Raw genomic sequence first — 19333 nt, 5'->3', positions numbered from 1 at the left:
AATTTGATTTAGCTTGCGCCCTTAAAACTCAGCATGAATTCGGAATGAGGCGATATTCACAGGTCCCCGAGCAGAGTTATAAGCTGGATTATTGATGTGCTGGAAGTTCACACCTAGCAGTACATTCTTTACCAAGAGCGCGTTGTAGTAGATCTCACCAATTCGCTCAGGACGATAGCTAATGGTCTGGCCTGGGCCCCTGTATGGAACAGAGGTATCGCCAATAAAGTAAGAAATGCCACCAGCCTGCAAATAATTTTTGCGATAGTTAGAAAGTCCATTTTGCATCACTGATATTCCAATACTGTCTCGGGGACGCGACCAACCTGTTCCGTTCATTCCCATACCAATAGAGATAGAGTTATCTGCTTCAGTAAACGACATCGTTTCAGTATGACCATCAGAGGTAAAGGCTCGGCCATAAATTCCTAAATCATTGGTTAATGCTTGTTCACCATGAATACCAATACCAGTTTTGTACTGATAGTTATTGCGTACATTGTTAATCGCTTGAGTGCCCTGCGCATTATTTGCAATCACATAATTGGTTGCATCAGCAAAGCGCGCTAACACCATTTTGTTGCGATTGGCTAAAACACTAACCTTTCCAGGCATATCTCCAATATTGTGTTGGCGCTCAATTTCTACTTGATCACCGTACGAGTTAAAGATTTGCCAATTAATGTCGCGTCCATTTGGGGTCTTTGGGGCAAGCATGCGTGATGCTCTCAATACCCAATTGCCCAAGTACCATTCGCCCGCTAAGCCCGTGCTGTATCCCCTTGAATCCGCAGCGTAATCATATGCCAGATAAGTCATATTGCCCCAGTTCATAAACTGAATGCGTGGGTCTTTAGCATATCGACTGTCATCAAAGATATCGAGCGTTGAAAATTGACCGGCCGTAATCACCACACGATTGCTACTCACCGTTTGTGAAATTTGATTGGCCTCATCTTCTAACAATACTGAACTGCCTTCTTGATTGATCGTCTGGCGCAAAAAAGCCCTTGCCGAATAAAAATTAGGAGTTGCACCTGAGACCTTGGTTGCTTCACCATTCGTAAAGCCGCCTAAACCCCCCAAGTCAGAGAAAGCTACACCAGACACGACTTCTGGATTGAAATAGATATCCGTATTTGGCGCAATGCGTGCACCCATGAACAATGTTCCGGACCATGTATAACTCATGGATTTGAGGGCACTCAAACTGTTTGGGCCGGAATAGGCAGCAGAAAAATTGTTATAGCGCTGATTAATGTAAGTAGTCTGTCCATGAAGATTGACTGGAATACCCCAAAGCTGACCCTCTGTAGGAAAACTTTCTATTGGAGTAGCAAATGTAGCAACCTGGTCGGAACCAGACCCTGCTTTCTGCGCATAAGCAGTAGCATTTAAAAAACTTAGCAGGAGAATGAGCAATAGTTTGCGAGTCATTCATGAATACCGATTAGTACGCCCCGCCATTCATTGACAGATTTAAGGCGTCAGATTGAAAGAAATCTTTAGCAACTCACAACCTGGGATTGAAGCCCAGCAGTGGTGCAGTCCAAATTATCCCCAAAAAAAAGGAATTTACCTAATGTTTATGACGTTGAAGTGACAAATTTGAATCAAAGAGGATAAAGGGGCCTGCTAGAGAGCATAAAAGAGCCGCTTAACCAAATAAATCACTATGACTACCCAAGCGAGCTAGTCGTAATGTTTGAGCGTCAGGCTTTTTGTAAATCAATAAGACATCGGGTTTTATATGACATTCGCGATACCCAATCCAATCCCCAATCAAATCATGATCCCTTAGATGAGTCGGCAATGTCTTATCAAATACCAATAAGTCAATCACCGCCAATAAGCGACGGTTAATATTATTTTTATGTCTTGGATTTGAATTGATGCGCTTGAAGTCTTTTTTAAATGCTGAAGATCTTTCAATCTCCCGCATGCAAATCTTCCATCAGTGCTTTGCTTGTTTTAAAACGCTTACCTTTTCCAGCCTCAAGCTCTGCTATCGCCTTTTTAGTTCTAGCATTAGGAACCTTCACATCAAAAGGTAATTGCTTTTCATTGGCTATGCGCAACATCAGCATGCGAATGGCGTCTGAAATAGACAAACCCATAGCCTCCAACGCATCTGATGCCTTGTTTTTTGTTGCCATATCTATTCTGGCTCTTACGTAGGTATCTGCAATCGTCATGCACTTTCCCTCATATTGGAAATATTGAAAAGCACTTTTTGTAGTCTTATTGTGACTACATTTTATCATAGAATGGGCAATAAAAAAGGGGCTTTTATACCCCTTATGGCGACTTAGCTTGTAATAAATGGTTGATTTAGCGTCGATCCATCAAGGCTCTAGCTAAGGTACCGGCATCGACATACTCAAGCTCACCGCCAACAGGAATTCCCCGCGCAATGCGAGTGACCTTAATGCCTTTGGCTTTGAGTACTTCGCCGATGTAATGTGCAGTCGCTTCACCTTCGCTAGTGAAGTTGGTGGCTAACACAACCTCCCGAATCGGCACACCTGTATCAGGATTTTCAATACGTGTCAGCAAGCGATCGAAATGGATTTCATTAGGGCCCATACCATCGAGTGGTGAGATGCGACCCATGAGAACAAAATAATTGCCTTTAAAGCTCAAGGTTTGTTCAATCATCACTTGATCAGCAGGTGTCTCCACAATACAAAGTAATGAAGGATCACGACGCTCATCGGCGCAGGTACTACAGATCTGCGTCTCAGAAAAAGTATTGCAGCGTGCACAGTGGCCCACGGTCTCCACTGCTTCGCCAAGTGACTGGGCGAGTACCGCTGCACCATTGCGGTCATGTTGCAATAAATAGAAAGCCATGCGCTGTGCAGACTTAGGACCTACGCCAGGCAAAACACGCAAGGCTTCGATTAATCGACCAAGCGCATCTTGAGGTGCTTCATGACGTGCCATGAATGATGACTAACGATGATTCTGAATTAGAAAGGTAACTTAAAGCCAGGAGGCATAGGCATACCTGCGGTGGCGCCCGACATTAACTGCGCACTTGCAGCCTCAACTTGCTTAAACGCTTCTGTATAAGCAGTCACAATCAGGTCTTCCAACATCTCGCGATCATCCATTGCGCCTGGGTCAATTTGCACGCGCTTGAGCTCATACTTTCCAGAGATCGTGACCTTTACTAAGCCACCTGCAGCTTGGCCTGTTACTTCTAGTGCGGTTAACTGCTCTTGCGCAGCTTTCATCTTCTCTTGCATCTGCTGAGCCTGCTTCATGAGGCCAGCCAGTCCACCTTTCATCATCGCTTAATTTCCTTAGTGCTTATGAATATTGAATAACAGAGTCAGCATCACAATGGTTTTACTGAACCACCAACCACTTTGGCGCCAAACTCCTTTTCTAATTGCTGAATAAATGGGTCAGCAGCAATCAATTGCTCGGCATTTAACCGTTTCTCTTGATGAATCTGCGCATCAACCTTGGCCACCGTCTTACCTTCTACCTCGCCCTTTTCTACTACGAGCTTCACGGGTTTGCCAAAATGGTTGGTTAAGGCTTCAGCTAAACGGGCAACGGATGACTCAGATGCTAATTGCGGCATGGGGGTCACGATGGTTGCTTTCACGCCTGTCGCAGAATCATTCCAATCTTGTAGCTCTGTTTGATGCGCTAACTGTTGTACCAAACCCCGCACAGGTAATTGGCGCATTAAGCCATGCCAGTCAGGACGATCAATGGGTCCAGCAGTTCCAGTATTGGTGGGTGCTGGTGCAGCAGCGGAAGTCGTTTTCGCTGCCGGTGTTGCCGATGGAGCAGTTGAGGGGCCTGCTGATCGATTGGCTGGGCGCGCGGAATTGACTGGCGGAGCAGATGGAGTTGGCGCAGAACTGCCACCGCTTCCAGGACGAAACGCTAACATCCGCAGAAGCGTCATGGCAAAACCGGTTTGCTCATCAGGCGCTAGCGATAAATCTGGGCGACTAGTAATCGTAATTTGATAAAAGAGTTGCGCCTCTTCCTTAGATAGTTGACTTGCAAGGCGACGAATCTCCCCTGCTTCTGGCCAATCATCTAAAACGGATTCAGGAACAACCTGTGCGGCTGCAATCTTTTGTAACAAACTGGATAAATCTTGCAGCGCTAATGAGAACGACATACTACGCTCTCCCATTTCATTAGCCACAGCTAATAGGCTCGCGCCATCTTTGGCGATCAAGCAATCTAGAATGCGCACTAAATAGGCATCATCTAATGTACCCAACATGCCACGTACAGATTCTTCGGTCACTTTTCCGGCGGCATAGGCAATCGCTTGGTCAGTGAGAGAAAGTGCGTCACGCATAGAGCCTTGGGCTGCTTTTGCTAAGACACGCAATGCATTAACTTCATAATCCACTTTTTCTGCGGCCAGGACCTTCTCCAAGTGCTCAACGATAAGAGGCACAGGCATTTGCTTGAGATTGAACTGCAAGCAACGGGACAAAATGGTGACCGGAATCTTTTGTGGATCAGTGGTCGCAAGAATAAATTTCACGTGCTCTGGAGGCTCTTCCAGAGTTTTGAGCATGGCATTAAATGCATGATTGGTGAGCATATGTACTTCGTCAATCATGTATACCTTATAGCGACCATTGCTGGGAGCGTATGCCGCTTTTTCTAACAATGCAGCAATATCATCCACACCGCGATTACTTGCTGCGTCCATCTCAATGTAGTCAACAAAGCGACCTGCATCAATTTCCATGCACGCTGGACATTTTCCACAAGGCTCTGAAGTCATCTTGCCTGAACCATCCGGCCCAGTGCAATTAAGTGCTTTGGCCATAATGCGAGAAATCGTCGTCTTACCCACTCCGCGAGTACCAGTAAATAACCAGGCATGATGTAAGCGACCTTGGTCTAAAGCATGGGTTAAGGCCTTAACCACATGGTCTTGTCCAATTAACTCAGAGAATGTTTTAGGGCGCCACGAGCGGGCTAATGCTAAAGCGGTCATAACTTCCATTCTAACAAGCTAAAATGGAATTGGACGGGCCTCCCCGCATGGTGGGTTGGATAACCTGGTCAGGTCGGGAACGAAGCAGCCAAACCCAATTTCTGCCAGTGCCGGGGGTCGGGCTCGTCCACCCCACATCAAAATTTCAGAAAATCTTCAGAATTCTGAAAATTCCCCAAATCATCCAAATGATTGCCAGAACTAAGATAGTTCGAGCATCTAGCTGAATCCTGAATAGTTGTAAATGCTTATGGGAACACTCAATAGAAACTCGCAAGGCCGATCTCCCTATATAGACAGCAGAAAGATTCAGCGTATAAATTTGCGTGTTAAATAAGTAGAGTCTGAAGATGAATTAAATGTAGGAAAAAATTTTCTTCCCTACATTTTTAATTTAGACTAAAGCTACTCAATCCACTGTAATCTTTGCCTTCTCAACTACTTTGCCCCAGCGGTTTTGTTCAGATTTAATGAAGGCGCCAAATTGATCAGGCGTATCTCCAACCAATACCGCGCCATCTTCCAACATCCTCTTCGAGTCTTCTTTTGATTTGAGGGATTTCGCAATTTCTTTTTGTAAGCGATCAATAATCGGTTGCGGAGTTCCTGCCGGAACCATAATTCCATACCACTGAGAGGTTTCAAAACCTTTGTAGCCTGACTCAGATAATGTTGGGACATTCGGCAGTGCCTTGGAGCGCTCTGCTGAGCCTACTGCCAATGGCCTTAGTGTGCCACCTTTGATTTGTCCCATGAGTGAAGGCAAACCATTAAATGTTGCTTGAATTTGACCGCCAATTAGATCTGTGAGCATGGGACCAGATCCTTTGTATGGCACATGCACTAAATCAATACCCGCTTCAGAAGAAAAATATTCCATTGCCAAGTGCCCTGCACTGCCATTACCTGCAGAGCCATAATTAATTTTTCCTGGATTCTTTTTAGCGTCAGCGATTAAATCTCCCAAAGTTTTGTAATTACTTTTTTCACTAACAGCAATCACATTGGGGACTTTTGCTACAAGCGTGACCGGAGCAAAATCTTTATTAGGATCGTATGGCAATTTTTTGCCAAATAACGCTGGGTTTACAGCTAACGTGCCAACGTGTCCAAGAATCAATGTATAACCATCTGGGTTGGCGCGTTTTACTTCTTCCATGGCGATATTACCTGCGCCGCCTGGTTTGTTATCCACATAAACTGATTGACCTAAGCTTGTGCTCAAACTATTGGCTACTGAACGTGCCACGATTTCTGATGTGCCACCGGTTGCAAACGGCACCACCAAGCGAATCGATTTTTCTGGGTAAGCAGAGTATGCCAATGAAGGACAAACAAATGCGATTGCAATTGTGAGTTTTTTTAATGTATTCATCATATTTTTTGTCACCTATTGTTGTAATGCTTTTTTATGTCTTTGCCGAGCAACCTCTTGGAGTCTCTGGCAATCAGGGTTTAGGGTCCCATCTTCATTGAGTATATTGAATTCTCGACAAGGACTCGGGCGATTTTCGTAGATAGAGCAGCGCCATCCTTCTTCTTGTGTGTGTTTGAGCGCAATGCAGGGGGTCCCACCCTTCTCAGTGCCTTTCATGCAGGCAAGGTAATCCGTTAATTTCGCAGTGAGTTCTGGTGGCACCACTCCAACACCGTTCCCCGCAATCTCTCCGTGATAAAAACTCACCCGAAAGTGCTGACAGCACTGCCCGCAGTCAAAGCAAGGATTATTCATGGCTGATACTGAAGCTGATGCCTTGTAATCCTATATAGAAGATCAATGTGGCTTATGAGCTACTGCTACGATCTTTTCTGTATAAGCAATTGCCAGTGCCGACAATACAAAAGTAATATGAATGAGTGTTTGCCACATCAGCGTTTTCTCATCATATGAGGCGGCATTAATAAATGTCTTTAGCAAATGAATTGAAGAAATACCAATAATGGCTGTTGCTAGCTTGACCTTCAATACGCCAGCGTTGACATGAGATAGCCATTCAGGTTGATCAGGATGATTCTCTAGCTCTAAGCGTGATACGAAAGTTTCCCATCCGCCTACGATCACCATGACCAGCAAATTAGAGATCATGACCACATCAATCAAACCCAAGACGATTAACATTAAGGCGGTCTCTGTCATGGTCTTATTGGCCATCATCTGAATCAGATGAACGAGTTCTACCCAGAACTGCCAAACATAGACACCCTGGGCCACTATCAGGCCAATATATAAAGGCGCCTGTAACCAGCGGGACATAAAGATCCAGCGCGGCAAAGGACGCAATTTTTTATCTAAATAGGTTTGCTTGTCTTGATTCATAGGCCAATATTAACCAGTTTTGGTTGCAATAAAAGACCTAGCAAGCTGAAGGGTAATTCTGCGGGGTATTGATCATCAGCCCTGACTAGGGAATAAAGAATCCGTGATTTCTTCATTCCCCATCTTGGCCTTACTGCAAACTTTTACAGCAATTACTGATAATCCCGATGAAATATGTCTCGTGAGGCACTTTCATGACGCTGAGTATTTTTCAATACTGCGCAATAGGACAGAACCATAATGACTGCTAATGAAATGCCATTGAAGTTGTTCATCAAGTTGCTAATGGTGTTCATGTGTTTTCTCCTTAATTTGCTACGATGGATTCAGGTTAGTGGGTCAAAAGCTCACAAAATGAGCTTGTAAAAAATAGTGGGGTTTTATCTTCTTTTTTCATCTCGCCTACCTTGCTATCGGCAATTCATCCCACTGAGTGGTGTAGTTAGGTGATCTATTGTTTGAGCGCATTTGCCATACTTGCTTAGTGTGATGAGTGCCGGCCGCTGCCGAACGAATTACCGCATTACCAAAGCGCGTGTTGATCGCATCCACCGCTTTCATGAGGCTTGCGGACTTCCCCTTGCTTTGCACGTCCTCAAAGAGCGATTGCTGCATAGTTGGCTTATCACTAATTAAATTGAGAATGACGCCGGCTTTCTTGTAACGAAAATGTGGCTGATAAATGCGCTGCAGTCCTGCGAGCGCTGCATTAGTGAGTGTGAGCGTATTGTCTGTAGCCTCTGCCAGCGGAATGGTGATGCTTTGATGATGCTGTGGCTCGTTTTGCTTAAATGGGTTTGTTTGAATAAATACCGTAAGCGCACCCGTTACGCCATCTTGGCTTCGTAATTTCTCTGCCGCTCGCGCTGCATGCGTAGCGACTGACTGGGCCAGCTCTGTCTGACTGGTCACTAACTTACCAAAACTACGAGAAGCAATGATTTGCTGTTTAGCAGGGGTTACCTCTTCCAACTTCAAACATGAAACGCCGCGCAACTCGTAGCACAAACGCTCCATGACCACGCCAAATTGCTGGCGCATTGCTTGCGGTGAAGTCTGCAAAAGATCAAATACGCTTTGGATCTTTTGTACTTTGAGTTTTTTAGCAATTTGCCTGCCAATACCCCATACCTCACCAACTTCAGTCTCACTCATCCATTGATAAAGCGCTTCTCTACTCATCGCATTCACATCACATACCCCAGAAAATTGGGGATGCTTTTTTGCGAGATGATTAGCAAACTTTGCTAAAGTTTTGCTCGCACCAATACCAACGCATACCGGCAGGCCTGTAGTCTCTTTTACTGCCTGCTTCACCTGCCTTCCAAAATCCACCGTGTCACGGTATTGCTTTAAGACAGTTTCAATTTGTAAAAAGCTTTCATCGATGCTGTAGATCTCTAAATTGGGTGTAAAGCCACGCAATACCTGGACTACCCGGTTACTCATATCTCCATAGAGGGTGTAGTTTGAGGAGTAAGCAGTAATGCCATGTTGCTTAGCAAGATCCTGAATCTGAAACCAGGGCGTGCCCATCTTGACACCGAGCGCTTTCACTTCTGCGCTCCGCGCTACCGCACAACCATCGTTATTCGATAGCACCACCATGGGCACTTGTTCTAACTTCGGCTGAAATACTCGCTCACAAGAGACGTAAAAATTATTGACGTCGACCAAAGCAAATAAAGAAGGTGAAGATGGCGCGCTCATAATTTTTCACCTTTGCTATACCTAGTACTTGCGCTGCTGTACTTACGCACTACCCCAACTACCACGCCCCAAATTTGTAATTCATGGCCTTCACTAAAGGTGATGGGTTGATAGTGGGGATTTTCTGGTTGCAACTCAATGCGGCCACGCAATTGATAGAGTCGCTTGATGGTGTACTCACCATCAACGACCGCGACGACAATATCTTTATGTTTGGGCTTGAGCGCCTTATCAACCACCACTTTGTCGCCATCACAAATACCTGCGCCCAACATAGAATCCCCTTTTACGGTGAACATAAAAGTCGCTGGCTTGTTTTGTACGAGATAGTGGTTTAAGTCCAAACCCTCTTCCGCGTAATCGGCCGCTGGACTCGGAAATCCAGCAGAGATGCGGTGACTCAAGAGCTTGAGCTCATAGGCAGCAAAATGGCCTGCCAAGGCTTGTGGTGCCTGACTCAGTGTCGTTTTAGAAGAAATAGTTACTTGCGTCATAGTGATTAATATACTGTATGTTTATACAGTATATATAAAAACCTCAAAAATGCGCTTATTTTTGTTGTTTTTGAGCTTATTGCTCAAAATTTAGGCAACAAAAAACCACCCGCAGGTGGTTTCAATAGACCCTCTAGATAAGGGAATTAGGCTCTAGCAAAAAGCAAATGCAAGTAATGCGGGGTCATCCAAAAACGCATTCGACAAATACACACTCACGCGAAATAGCCATGGGTGAATTGTCTCAGTGATTTCAGAAAAATATTGCATGGGGCTAGTTTAACTGCGAATATTTTCTAGCCCCACTTTTTTCTTCATTACACATCACTCATAAAGTCACCACCGCCATCATCCCAAGAGCTCGCACCACCATCATCCCAAGAGCTCGCATCATTGATACCAAAGTTGGGATCTAACGAAGTTGGGCCGCCCACTTGAGTGAGATTGGGATTTGCATTGGTGTGCCCGCTATCATGGCCGCCCATCAAACTATTTGCCAAAGCTTGACCAGCAACCATACCGGCACCTAAAGCAGCACCCGTTGCTAAGCTACCCATCAGGCCGCTACCCATACCACCTGCTGCTGGAGCACCAGGATATCCAGGAGGAGTACCAGCAGGGCCGCCAGGTGTACCGGGATAGCCTGCACGAGGTGCGTTATAGACTTCAACTGCATCGGCTTTGCGACGTCGCATCACAATGATGATGCCCACCACCAAGATTGCAATCAAACCCCAAAAGAGTGGATTACTAAATATCGAACTTGGATTAGCTACTGGGCCTACTGCTCCACTAGATAATTGCATCTGCAGTTTTTGCACAGATTCAGCTTGAGCAAATGGCAACCCTGGCGCAAGATTTTGCGCTTTCAGAAAATGGTTGCGGGCAGCTTCTAACTTCCCTTCTTTGACATACAGCTCTGCCGCTACATAATGCGCCTTGGCGCTATTAGGATGATTTTGTAATACTTCTTTCATCATGGCATCTGCTTTTGCTAGCTGCCCAGATTGCACTGCTTGGTATACCTCTGGCAATGTTGCTTCGGCAAAAACAGCATTGCTAGTAAACAATACTGCTGCTGCGCATATGCCAGCTAATACATTCATTACGTTACGCATTTTCATCATGACTCCTTGTGAAATATTTCACGACGATTTTTATTATCGCTAGTTTAGGTATTTTTGCTATTCCCCAGCTATATGGGGGCTTTTAGGGGGAATTCAAGGTGGCTGTAATTAGCCAATTTGATGAATCTTGCCCCTTGACGAGATTAAATAGGCCTTATTGGGCTTATCTTTGCGAATGCGACTGAGCTCAGCTTGGTAATTTTGTAGTTGCTCACGGTATTTTTCATACTGCTCACTTCCCACCTCGGGAATAGTTAACTTGTAATCAAGGATAGCAATATGGTCCTCTAGCTCGACTAAGCGGTCTATGCGATAACTCTTGCCTGCTGAACTAGCAATATCCAACTCATTCCATGCGGCGATCCACTGACCGGAGGTGAGATAGGGTTTGAGCTCTGCTGACCCCAATACGGTTTGCACGCGCTCGAGCACTTGTGCAGCATGCGATTGATCTACGCCGAGCCAATTCATCACCTCTTGTTCAGTCGGCATTTGCGCTGCTTGTGGTTTAGTAGAGTCGGCAGTCACAAACTCGAGCAACTTATGAAAGTGCACACCCTCATCCAAGATTTCAGGATCGGGCTCTTGTATTTGCTCACTTTCGCCAGAAAAGACCTCAACGGTGATGCCGCTTTCTATGTCATGTAGTAATTGAGCCTGACTCTCTTGCGCAGGTCTCCACGCCAAAACAAAATCATCAACTGCACTTTCTGACGCATTGGTTACTCGTTGAGAAATGTCTTTTGGCTTACTCACCGAATCTTGACTCAGCTGATATATAGGTATTTCAGCGGTACTGGCCTTACCGTACCAAGATGTTTTATCGAAACCATCGGGATTATTCTTCGTAGGCTTCTGAGCATCACCGCTAATCCAAAGACCCTGGCGAGCACGCGTCATCGCCACGTAGAGCAAGTTCCAATTTTCATTCTCCCCAATTCGTCTTTCCTCATCATTGATTTCAATACGTGGACTAGTTAATGTTTTAGAGGTGAAAAGGGAGAGATGGGAAGGACTCTCTCTTTCGGGGGACCAATCAATCAAGACGCCGCTATAGTCCACATTTGTATCGGTATTGTTTGCATCCAGGATGATAACGAAGGGAGATTCCAAGCCTTTTGCCCCATGAATCGTCATCAAGCGTACGCGCTTATGACGATCCTCTTCTGACATTTCGTTTTCATCATCAATATCAACCAGGTTGTCATCACTTGCAACATCAACATCACCCTCATCAGGCGTTTCATCGTCATCGCCACGACGCTTGGCATTAATTTCCTGAATGAAGCGACTTAAACTCGGGTATTGACCGCCATCTTGATTGAGTGCTACCTCCAAGAAAGCATCTAAGTTTGCCAATACTTGTGGACGATCAATTTCCTGACAAACGATAGCGTACTTAATACGCACGTCTCCTTCTTGATAAATACGGTCTAATAAATCATGCACTGGTAAGCGCTCGCCAAGAAGATGCCAGTGATGAAGATAGCGTGCAGCCACCTGCAATTTAGAATCCTGACTATCTTGTAAGGCATCCCACCAAGAACGATATTGACCAGAGGTCATAGCAACCGCAAGCTGCTGCATTTGCTTTTCAGAAAATCCAAAAATCGGGCTACGCAAAACTTGCGCTAATGGCAAATCATGGCGAGGTGTGACGAGAACCGTCAACAAGGCGATAAGATCATCAATCTCAAGAGTATTTAGCAGACCGCCCAAACGTGAACTCTCATACGCTAGATCCGCTTCACGCAGAGCTCTCTCATACTGCGTCAGATATTTACGACGTTTAACCAGCAATAAAAAATCGCTTGCCCGAGGAGTACGCCAAACTTCTTTTCCATCCTCTTTATCCGCCACTTTGCGAGTAGCCATCACTTCCTTAATTAGCCGAGCAACATATTCACCCTCTTTCTGTCGCTGAACTACGGCAACAGTCTCGCTAGTGTCAGTAATCGCTTCATCAAAAGCGCTGCCCTTTCTTGCCTCATCCGCTTTTTCTGCATACTGCATCAAAGGCAGTAAGTAAACCTCCCCTTCATTTGCATATACACCTGCAGGCATATTGCTCTTAGGGCTTGCCCACAGCGTTTCTTGCTTAGTAAATGGATACTCAGGGGGAACTTGCTCTCCAGTGAAGATTTTATTCACCGCTTTATTGATTTGCGGAGCATTACGCCGGGTTGTGTTTTGCTCAATGTAAGCAGCGCCTAGGTTCTGATGCAAAAATGCGCTTGCGCTGACAAACAATCTTGGATCGGCTCGACGAAACCGATAAATGGATTGCTTTGGATCGCCAACAATAAATACCTTGGGCTTTTCATCTCCCTCGCTATATCCAGCTAACCATGCTCGCAAGATTTGCCATTGCAATGGATTAGTATCTTGAAATTCATCAACTAATATTTGCTTGTATTTGGCATCTAATCTTGCCTGCAAGTAGGCAGCATTGGCCGAGTCATTCATCAACACACTCACGCCAATCTCCAAATCGTCAAAATCTCGCACGCGCATATTTTCTTTTACGGCATTAGCATGCGCCATCATGGATTGATTAAGCGCAAACCATGCTTCATTCATTTCATATACATCTTGCTCGGCCTGCCAAAAGAGGTAATTTTCAAAGGCATGCCCCCAGGCCTGTTTGATGGCAATAAACTCCTCAATTCGATGCGCCTCGCCAAGCTTCTCGAGATATTTTTTCGCCTCTCCCAAAGCCTTATTATTATTGCTACGAAATTTAGGGTCATCTTTAGTTAAGAAAGTAGTTTGGAAAACGCCAGCCACCTCCATAACATCGCCGCCATACTTCTTGCAGGCAATTGCAGGTCGCAGATATTCCAATAAATCACTATCTTGAGTGCTACTGTTTACAAAGCATCTCTCCAAAAATTCCAAATCTGCTAATGCATTTGGCGCATTCCATAGTGCTAACAGTGGATTGGCCAAATGCAGTTTGTGTAGCATTTCCTTAAGGCGTTCGATGGGTTTGATTTGAGCTCGCTCGCACTCTTTTGCAAAAAAAGTCCAGGCGCCTCGTTGCTTGAAGAGGCTGCCTCTTCCCATCAATATTTTTTGCGTTTCATGTGAACCGAGCTTCTTTAGTAAAACGTCGTAATGCGCCTTATGCTCGGGCGTGAGATCACCCCACCAATCATCCAAGCATTCTTCCTGTAAACGCTTCGCATCCTCACGCAACATCAACCCAGGTTGAACACCCAAAGATACCGGTGCCGCGCCCAATAATTTGCCAAACCAACCATGAAAAGTATCGATCACAATGGGCTGAGGACTCGCCAGTACCTGCTCAAACAATATACGAGCTTTAGGCAACGCTTGTTTTGCTTGCTCTGGATCCATGCCTCGCATGACGAGCTCTTTCGTAAGAGCATCATCTTCCGCTTTTGAGAATTGCTCTAACACTTCATACAAACGATCACGCATCTCTTGGGCAGCTTTGCGTGTAAAGGTAAGTGCAAGAATTTCTTGTGGCTTTACGTCCGCTAACAAAAGACGCACCATACGCGCAACTAACAACCAGGTCTTTCCACTTCCGGCACAGGCGGAAACAATGACCGATCGCTGAGGATCGCACGCGAGCTTTTCTGAATAGGGTTGCTTTTCTGGAAGCATGCTGTTTAGCTCGCTCATCTGATAGCTCACCAGATACCCTTTCTGCATATACCGCGGGCCTCACAGTATTGGCAAACGCCCTCAGGCGCAAAAGCCGGCATGGGTTTTTGAGCCCAAAGCTGCTCAACATCATCAGTAATTTGTTCTGTGAACTGATTAAGCAAAGCAGGGACATCCCCCACCTCTTGAGAGCGCACTGCATTTTGCTCACCCTTTGATAGATCAGCTTTTAAAGCAACCCATTCAGCCTGACGCACCTGATGACCCGCCAATTTATGATTTTCCTGATCTTCATTGGCAGCCCGAGCATAGATTAATAGCTGCGGATCATCCAATAAATGATCGGAACGCACCTTCACACGTTCAAAGCGTTGGTTTTTGTAATCGATTACTGAAGCAATTCTGGCATTATCTGTTTGGACATCAAAGCGATCCGCAAAACCCTCAATGCGAATGGTTTTGCGATGACCCTGATTGTCTTGAAATGGCAATTCAAACCCCACTTTGACTTCACCGTCAAAGTACTCCCATCCAGCAAGCTCTCGTTGTAATTGCCAATCAATAAAACTTGGGATTTGTTTTTGCCAATCCCTTAACGTGCCCATTACCCTGGCATCGCCCTCGATTAACGGAGAAAACTCTTGCTCCGAATAGATGTAGAGATTCTTCTCCATCCAGACACGTCGTTGATTTTGATCGGCCTTAATTGCAGGATTTGTATGCTCATATGTTTTGAGTGCCTGGTAAAAGCGCTTAAGTAGTTTATGCAAGGTCTGCCCAGCCAAGGAGGCGTCAAAACCTTCATCAAACTCCTTATTTTTACGAATTCCCAACAGACTGCGAACGTAATAGCGATAAGGACAATCTCGCAAAGCTTTATAGGCGCTCGGACTCATGGACAATGGCATCGGCAATGCTTCTTCAAATTTCGCCACCGCCATACTCATTGGCTTGGCGGCGAAGAAACGTTGATGCGTTTGCGCAGGAATAGCCTCCCAGCCAATCTGATTTTGTAGGCGCTGGATCCAAGCAGATGGTCGCAACGGCTCGCCATTATTGCTCTTACTTTGCCAAAGTAGATCGACACTAGCGCAAGAAATCAATAGTTGCGAAAGATCTCTAGCTTGCTGAATGAACTGCATTGCAATCGTTGAACTTTTTAAAAGTTGACTGAGCGCATCAGAGAAAAATAATGGTTGCTCTGAATATGCAGGTAACTGCTGCTCATCACAACCCACTACTACGACTGCATCAAAATCACGCATACGAGTAGAGCTTAAGGGCAAGATACTTAGGGTCGCTTTTGCTTCTTTACCAATCTCTTGGTAACTAGCATCTTCAATGACAGTTTTTAATAGACTAAGCCATTCACTCAGCCGTATTGGCACATCTTGATACTGGGTTTTGCTTAAATCAAACGTCTTTAGAACTTCTAATAATTGCTTACCCGCCGAGTCTTGCTCAAGACCTCGCTCCATTCCTGTAGTCTGAAGGTTTTTTTGCAGCAAAGCATAAGCTTTTGTGCAATCCACTTTGAGAATCAACCACTCATGATGACGCTCTCTCACAAACTGCAACAACTCTAATAATGCAGCGCTTGGCGCTCCTCCCATCGTTTTAGCGGCGCAATCTTGAGCGCCTTCAATGGCGATATGAAAAGTTTTCCAACCAGACTCTGCTTTACTGGCTACTAATATATCTTCAAGCTCTGCAAGAAGGCCTATACATCCTGATGCATCACGATGAAGAATTTTCCCCAAATCTAAAAACGGATTTTGCAAAAATTCTAGTAAAACCTTTGCGCTTGGACCATCTTTTGGCGCTCTGATGAGTTCTAAAAAACTATTTAGTGCGGCAGCTGCTCTTGTTGTAGAAAGCTTCCACCCAGTCTCGTCTCGAATATTGAGCGATGGGCCTAAACGTGCAAGCAGTGCTCGCGCCCTTCTGGCTACCAAACGATCTTGTGCCACAAGTGCAATCTTGGTTTTGCCATCGATTAAATGCTGTTCAACACTTTTGGCCGTTGCCCATGCCAGCTCTTCGAAGCGCTTGGCAGAAATTAAATGCCATTGATGACTGCGTGCTCGCTTAGCATTTGCCACCGCCATGGATTGCGCGTCATCCGTACCGATCGCTTCTGGCCACAATCCCACTTCACGCCAATCCATTTTGACCTCTATAGCTGGTGCATATTGCACATACTCGCCAAGGAATTGATGAATGATTTCTTGATCTATCGGCGTAGGATCGGCAGTCTCAACCCAGATCAATGGCCTCTTGGGCACATTCTCCTTGGCGATCGCTTCAAGATGAGCTGCCATAGCAAACTGATTACGAAACGCAGGATCACTCACGCTGGCAATGTATCGCCAAAAAGTGAGTAGCACTTTAGTCTCTTGATCCACTACTTTGCGTGACATACCCGAATAGACTTGGGTGATGATGGAGTCAAGCAGTTGTTGAGCTTTTACTTGAGACAGTTCAGCAAATCTAATCCAAAGGGATTGATCTTGCTTCATCAATTCACGAAGCTTTGTTTGCAACTGTGGGCTAATAGTTTTAGATAAGGTATCGCATGCTTGCACAATTGCTTGTGCTAAACCCCATGCACCACTTTCAGTCTCCGCCTTGAACCATGATTGCAAATCCACATGATTACGCAATGTCGAATAAACACTTAACCATCTTTCCAAATCACTTTGCTTCTTTGGAAACTTCCATGCGCCAGGGGCGGCTTCCAACCAATCTGCAAAACTCATGACTTGCGGCAAAAAAGCTAGGTGATCGGGTAAGTTTGTTGGGCGAGTTTTTTCTAAGGCAGCTCTTAGCCCAATTAAGGGTCCCGCAGTACTGAGCACCACGAGTGGGCGCACTTGGGTTTGCAGTGCACCATCCCAAATCCCTTTTGCTAACTGCTCCAGCGCGCTGGCATCAGGGCTAATTGCCCATGACAGCACTTGCTTTTGATCAGAAATAGTCGGAAATGGGTGCAACATTGAGCCGTGTTTTGGGTTTAGGTTTTGGGTCGAATTTTCAATTTTGAGCAGATTCTTGCGCTTATTGCTAATATAAGCGTTGTAACGCTATAACAATATCAGTCACCAATAAGCCTAAATAAGGAATTTTCATGAGTGCCGGCATTAAATATGTAACTGACGCCTCTTTTGAACAAGACGTCCTCAAGTCCGATAAACCTGTTCTGCTCGACTTCTGGGCCGAATGGTGTGGTCCTTGCAAAATGATCGGCCCTATCCTGGAAGAACTCTCCGGTGAATATGGCGATAAGTTGCAAATTGCCAAAATGAATGTGGATGAGAACCAAGGTGTCCCTGCCCAATTCAATATTCGCGGCATTCCTACCTTAATCCTCTTTAAAAATGGCACAGTTGCTGCTCAAAAAGTAGGCGCATTGGCCAAATCTCAGTTGACCGCATTTATTGATAGTCATCTGTAAATCATCATTGACCACAGGTTCACCAGTTGAGCCTGTGGTTTTTTCTGTTTTTACGCTTGTCAGACCCTGTTTTTAGTGTAGTATTGCGTTTATAAGCAGTTCAGCGTCGCTTCTAGTTTTACCGAGCGCGCCCTTCCTAGAAATTTATCCCCCTTCTTTTAGCAAACTCAAAAATTCTGTTTTCTTATCTGCGTGATCTTGATCAGCGCGGTCTTTACTCAAAACACAATTTACTCATTCATTTTTATTCACACCCGAGAAACACATGCAATTAACTGAACTCAAAGGCCTACACGTATCCGCACTGCTTGAAATGGCAGCTGGCTTGGAGATTGAAAACACGCAACGTATGCGCAAACAAGAATTGATGTTTGCCATTCTGAAAAAACGCGCCAAGGCCGGTGAAACGGTTTATGGTGACGGCACCTTAGAAGTATTGCCAGATGGTTTTGGTTTCTTACGTTCCCCAGAAACTTCCTACATGGCATCACCGGATGACATTTATATCTCCCCTGCGCAAATTCGTCGCTTTAATTTGCATACTGGCGATAGCGTTGAAGGTGAAGTGCGCACCCCCAAAGACGGTGAGCGTTACTTTGCCTTAGTGAAGGTCGACAAGATCAATGGCTTAGCCCCAGAAGCTCTGAAGAACCGCATCATGTTCGAGAACTTGACGCCGCTGCATCCTAACCGGGTCATTGGCTTAGAGCGCGACATCAAAGCAGAAGAAAATTTAACGGGCCGCATTATCGATATGATTTCCCCGATTGGTTATGGCCAACGTGGTTTGATTGTGGCATCACCTAAATCTGGTAAGACAGTGATGATGCAGCATATCGCACATGCCATTTCTGCAAACAATCCCGATGCCATTTTGATTGTGTTGCTAGTAGATGAGCGTCCTGAAGAGGTGACTGAGATGCAGCGCTCTGTGCGCGGTGAAGTCGTTGCCTCAACCTTTGACGAGCCTGCAGTGCGTCACGTGCAAGTTGCTGAAATGGTGATTGAAAAAGCAAAACGTCTTGTGGAGATGGGCAAAGATGTCATCATCTTGCTAGACTCCATCACACGTCTAGCCCGCGCATACAACACGGTTGTACCTTCATCCGGAAAAGTACTCTCTGGTGGTGTGGACGCTAATGCATTGCAACGTCCTAAGCGTTTCTTTGGTGCTGCTCGTAACATTGAAGAAGGTGGCTCATTAACGATCATCGCTACTGCCCTGATTGAAACTGGCAGCCGTATGGATGACCTCATCTATGAAGAGTTCAAGGGCACCGGCAATATGGAAGTACACCTTGAGCGTCGCTTGGCAGAACGTCGTGTCTATCCATCGATCAACTTGAACAAGTCCGGTACTCGCCGCGAGGAATTGCTGGTGAAACCAGAAAACCTCCAGAAGATCTGGGTATTGCGTAAATTACTGGCTGATATGGACGATATCGAGGCGATGAACTTCATCGTAGATAAGCTCAAATCCACCAAAAATAACGGGGAATTCTTCGACCTGATGCGTCGCGGAGGCTAATTTAGGGGGTTTGAGGCCTTTTTTGGGCTTTTTTACCCCTCAAAACAGCGCTTTGTTATTGATTTCATGGCATAATTTCG

Annotated in this window: 17 protein-coding genes and 1 other RNA gene; 3 read left to right on the top strand and 15 right to left on the bottom strand. The window is 45.4% G+C overall.

Annotated elements, in window-relative coordinates; genetic code table 11:
- Positions 1 to 21: 21 nt before the first annotated feature.
- The 6 genes from KIH43_RS04825 to dnaX form a co-directional block, all read right to left on the bottom strand.
- Complete coding sequence (locus KIH43_RS04825) at positions 22 to 1437, bottom strand: carbohydrate porin (protein ID WP_297718306.1); 1416 nt, start codon at positions 1435 to 1437, stop codon at positions 22 to 24.
- A 220-nt stretch (positions 1438 to 1657) separates the two neighbouring features.
- On the bottom strand, positions 1658 to 1942 hold the full coding sequence (locus KIH43_RS04820) for a type II toxin-antitoxin system YafQ family toxin (RefSeq protein WP_297718303.1): 285 nt from the start codon (positions 1940 to 1942) through the stop codon (positions 1658 to 1660).
- Positions 1929 to 2195, bottom strand: a complete 267-nt coding sequence (locus KIH43_RS04815; protein ID WP_297718300.1) for a type II toxin-antitoxin system RelB/DinJ family antitoxin — start codon at positions 2193 to 2195, stop codon at positions 1929 to 1931. Before KIH43_RS04815 ends, KIH43_RS04820 begins: the two co-directional genes overlap by 14 nt.
- Positions 2196 to 2331: 136 nt before the next feature.
- Positions 2332 to 2946, bottom strand: a complete 615-nt coding sequence (gene recR / locus KIH43_RS04810; RefSeq protein ID WP_296970496.1) for a recombination mediator RecR — start codon at positions 2944 to 2946, stop codon at positions 2332 to 2334.
- 26 nt (positions 2947 to 2972) lie between these two features.
- A complete protein-coding gene (locus KIH43_RS04805) occupies positions 2973 to 3296 on the bottom strand; it encodes a YbaB/EbfC family nucleoid-associated protein (RefSeq protein ID WP_296970494.1) in 324 nt (107 codons plus the stop codon).
- Between the two features lie 47 nt (positions 3297 to 3343).
- Positions 3344 to 4990 (bottom strand): DNA polymerase III subunit gamma/tau, encoded by a 1647-nt coding sequence (gene dnaX / locus KIH43_RS04800; RefSeq protein WP_297718296.1) that lies wholly within the window; start codon positions 4988 to 4990, stop codon positions 3344 to 3346.
- 32 nt (positions 4991 to 5022) lie between these two features.
- Here dnaX and ffs point away from each other — a divergent pair.
- An RNA gene (ffs, locus tag KIH43_RS04795) (signal recognition particle sRNA small type) lies at positions 5023 to 5121 on the top strand.
- Between the two features lie 278 nt (positions 5122 to 5399).
- On the opposite strand, the gene KIH43_RS04790 is transcribed toward ffs, so the two are convergent.
- The 9 genes from KIH43_RS04790 to KIH43_RS04750 all read right to left on the bottom strand — a co-directional run bounded on the left by KIH43_RS04790 (position 5400) and on the right by KIH43_RS04750 (position 17267).
- The gene (locus KIH43_RS04790; RefSeq protein ID WP_297718293.1) at positions 5400 to 6368 is read right to left on the bottom strand and encodes a tripartite tricarboxylate transporter substrate binding protein; all 969 of its coding nucleotides are present in this window, start codon (positions 6366 to 6368) and stop codon (positions 5400 to 5402) included.
- A 12-nt stretch (positions 6369 to 6380) separates the two neighbouring features.
- The gene (locus tag KIH43_RS04785) at positions 6381 to 6722 is read right to left on the bottom strand and encodes a YkgJ family cysteine cluster protein (protein ID WP_297718291.1); all 342 of its coding nucleotides are present in this window, start codon (positions 6720 to 6722) and stop codon (positions 6381 to 6383) included.
- Positions 6723 to 6764: 42 nt separating this feature from the next.
- Positions 6765 to 7307, bottom strand: a complete 543-nt coding sequence (locus KIH43_RS04780) for a TIGR00645 family protein (protein ID WP_296970479.1) — start codon at positions 7305 to 7307, stop codon at positions 6765 to 6767.
- Positions 7308 to 7459: 152 nt separating this feature from the next.
- Positions 7460 to 7603, bottom strand: coding sequence for a hypothetical protein (locus tag KIH43_RS04775; RefSeq protein ID WP_296970477.1), 144 nt, complete (start codon positions 7601 to 7603; stop codon positions 7460 to 7462).
- Positions 7604 to 7709: 106 nt separating this feature from the next.
- Positions 7710 to 9017 (bottom strand): Y-family DNA polymerase, encoded by a 1308-nt coding sequence (locus tag KIH43_RS04770; protein ID WP_297718288.1) that lies wholly within the window; start codon positions 9015 to 9017, stop codon positions 7710 to 7712.
- Positions 9014 to 9511: a translesion error-prone DNA polymerase V autoproteolytic subunit gene (umuD, locus tag KIH43_RS04765; protein ID WP_296970472.1), complete on the bottom strand. Its 498-nt coding sequence runs from the start codon at positions 9509 to 9511 to the stop codon at positions 9014 to 9016. The genes KIH43_RS04770 and umuD overlap by 4 nt, the downstream gene beginning before the upstream one ends.
- A 317-nt stretch (positions 9512 to 9828) precedes the next feature.
- On the bottom strand, positions 9829 to 10629 hold the full coding sequence (locus tag KIH43_RS04760; RefSeq protein ID WP_296970471.1) for a tetratricopeptide repeat protein: 801 nt from the start codon (positions 10627 to 10629) through the stop codon (positions 9829 to 9831).
- 117 nt (positions 10630 to 10746) lie between these two features.
- Positions 10747 to 14289 carry a UvrD-helicase domain-containing protein gene (locus KIH43_RS04755; protein WP_297718285.1) on the bottom strand — a complete coding sequence of 1181 codons (3543 nt, stop codon included), beginning with the start codon at positions 14287 to 14289 and terminating at the stop codon, positions 10747 to 10749.
- Positions 14290 to 14297: 8 nt separating this feature from the next.
- Positions 14298 to 17267, bottom strand: a complete 2970-nt coding sequence (locus tag KIH43_RS04750) for a PD-(D/E)XK nuclease family protein (RefSeq protein ID WP_297718282.1) — start codon at positions 17265 to 17267, stop codon at positions 14298 to 14300.
- A 131-nt stretch (positions 17268 to 17398) separates the two neighbouring features.
- Here KIH43_RS04750 and trxA point away from each other — a divergent pair, with 131 nt between their 5' ends.
- Entirely contained in the window at positions 17399 to 17725 is a 327-nt protein-coding gene (trxA, locus tag KIH43_RS04745; RefSeq protein ID WP_068948270.1) for a thioredoxin TrxA, read from the top strand.
- Between the two features lie 265 nt (positions 17726 to 17990).
- Positions 17991 to 19253, top strand: coding sequence for a transcription termination factor Rho (gene rho / locus KIH43_RS04740; RefSeq protein WP_296967818.1), 1263 nt, complete (start codon positions 17991 to 17993; stop codon positions 19251 to 19253).
- Positions 19254 to 19333: the final 80 nt, after the last annotated feature.

Origin of the sequence: Polynucleobacter sp. (assembly GCF_018500155.2) — a bacterium.
Taxonomy (GTDB): Bacteria; Pseudomonadota; Gammaproteobacteria; order Burkholderiales; family Burkholderiaceae; genus Polynucleobacter.
The sequence above is the reverse complement of the archived record's forward strand: the minus strand, read 5'-3'. Positions and strand labels throughout refer to the sequence as shown.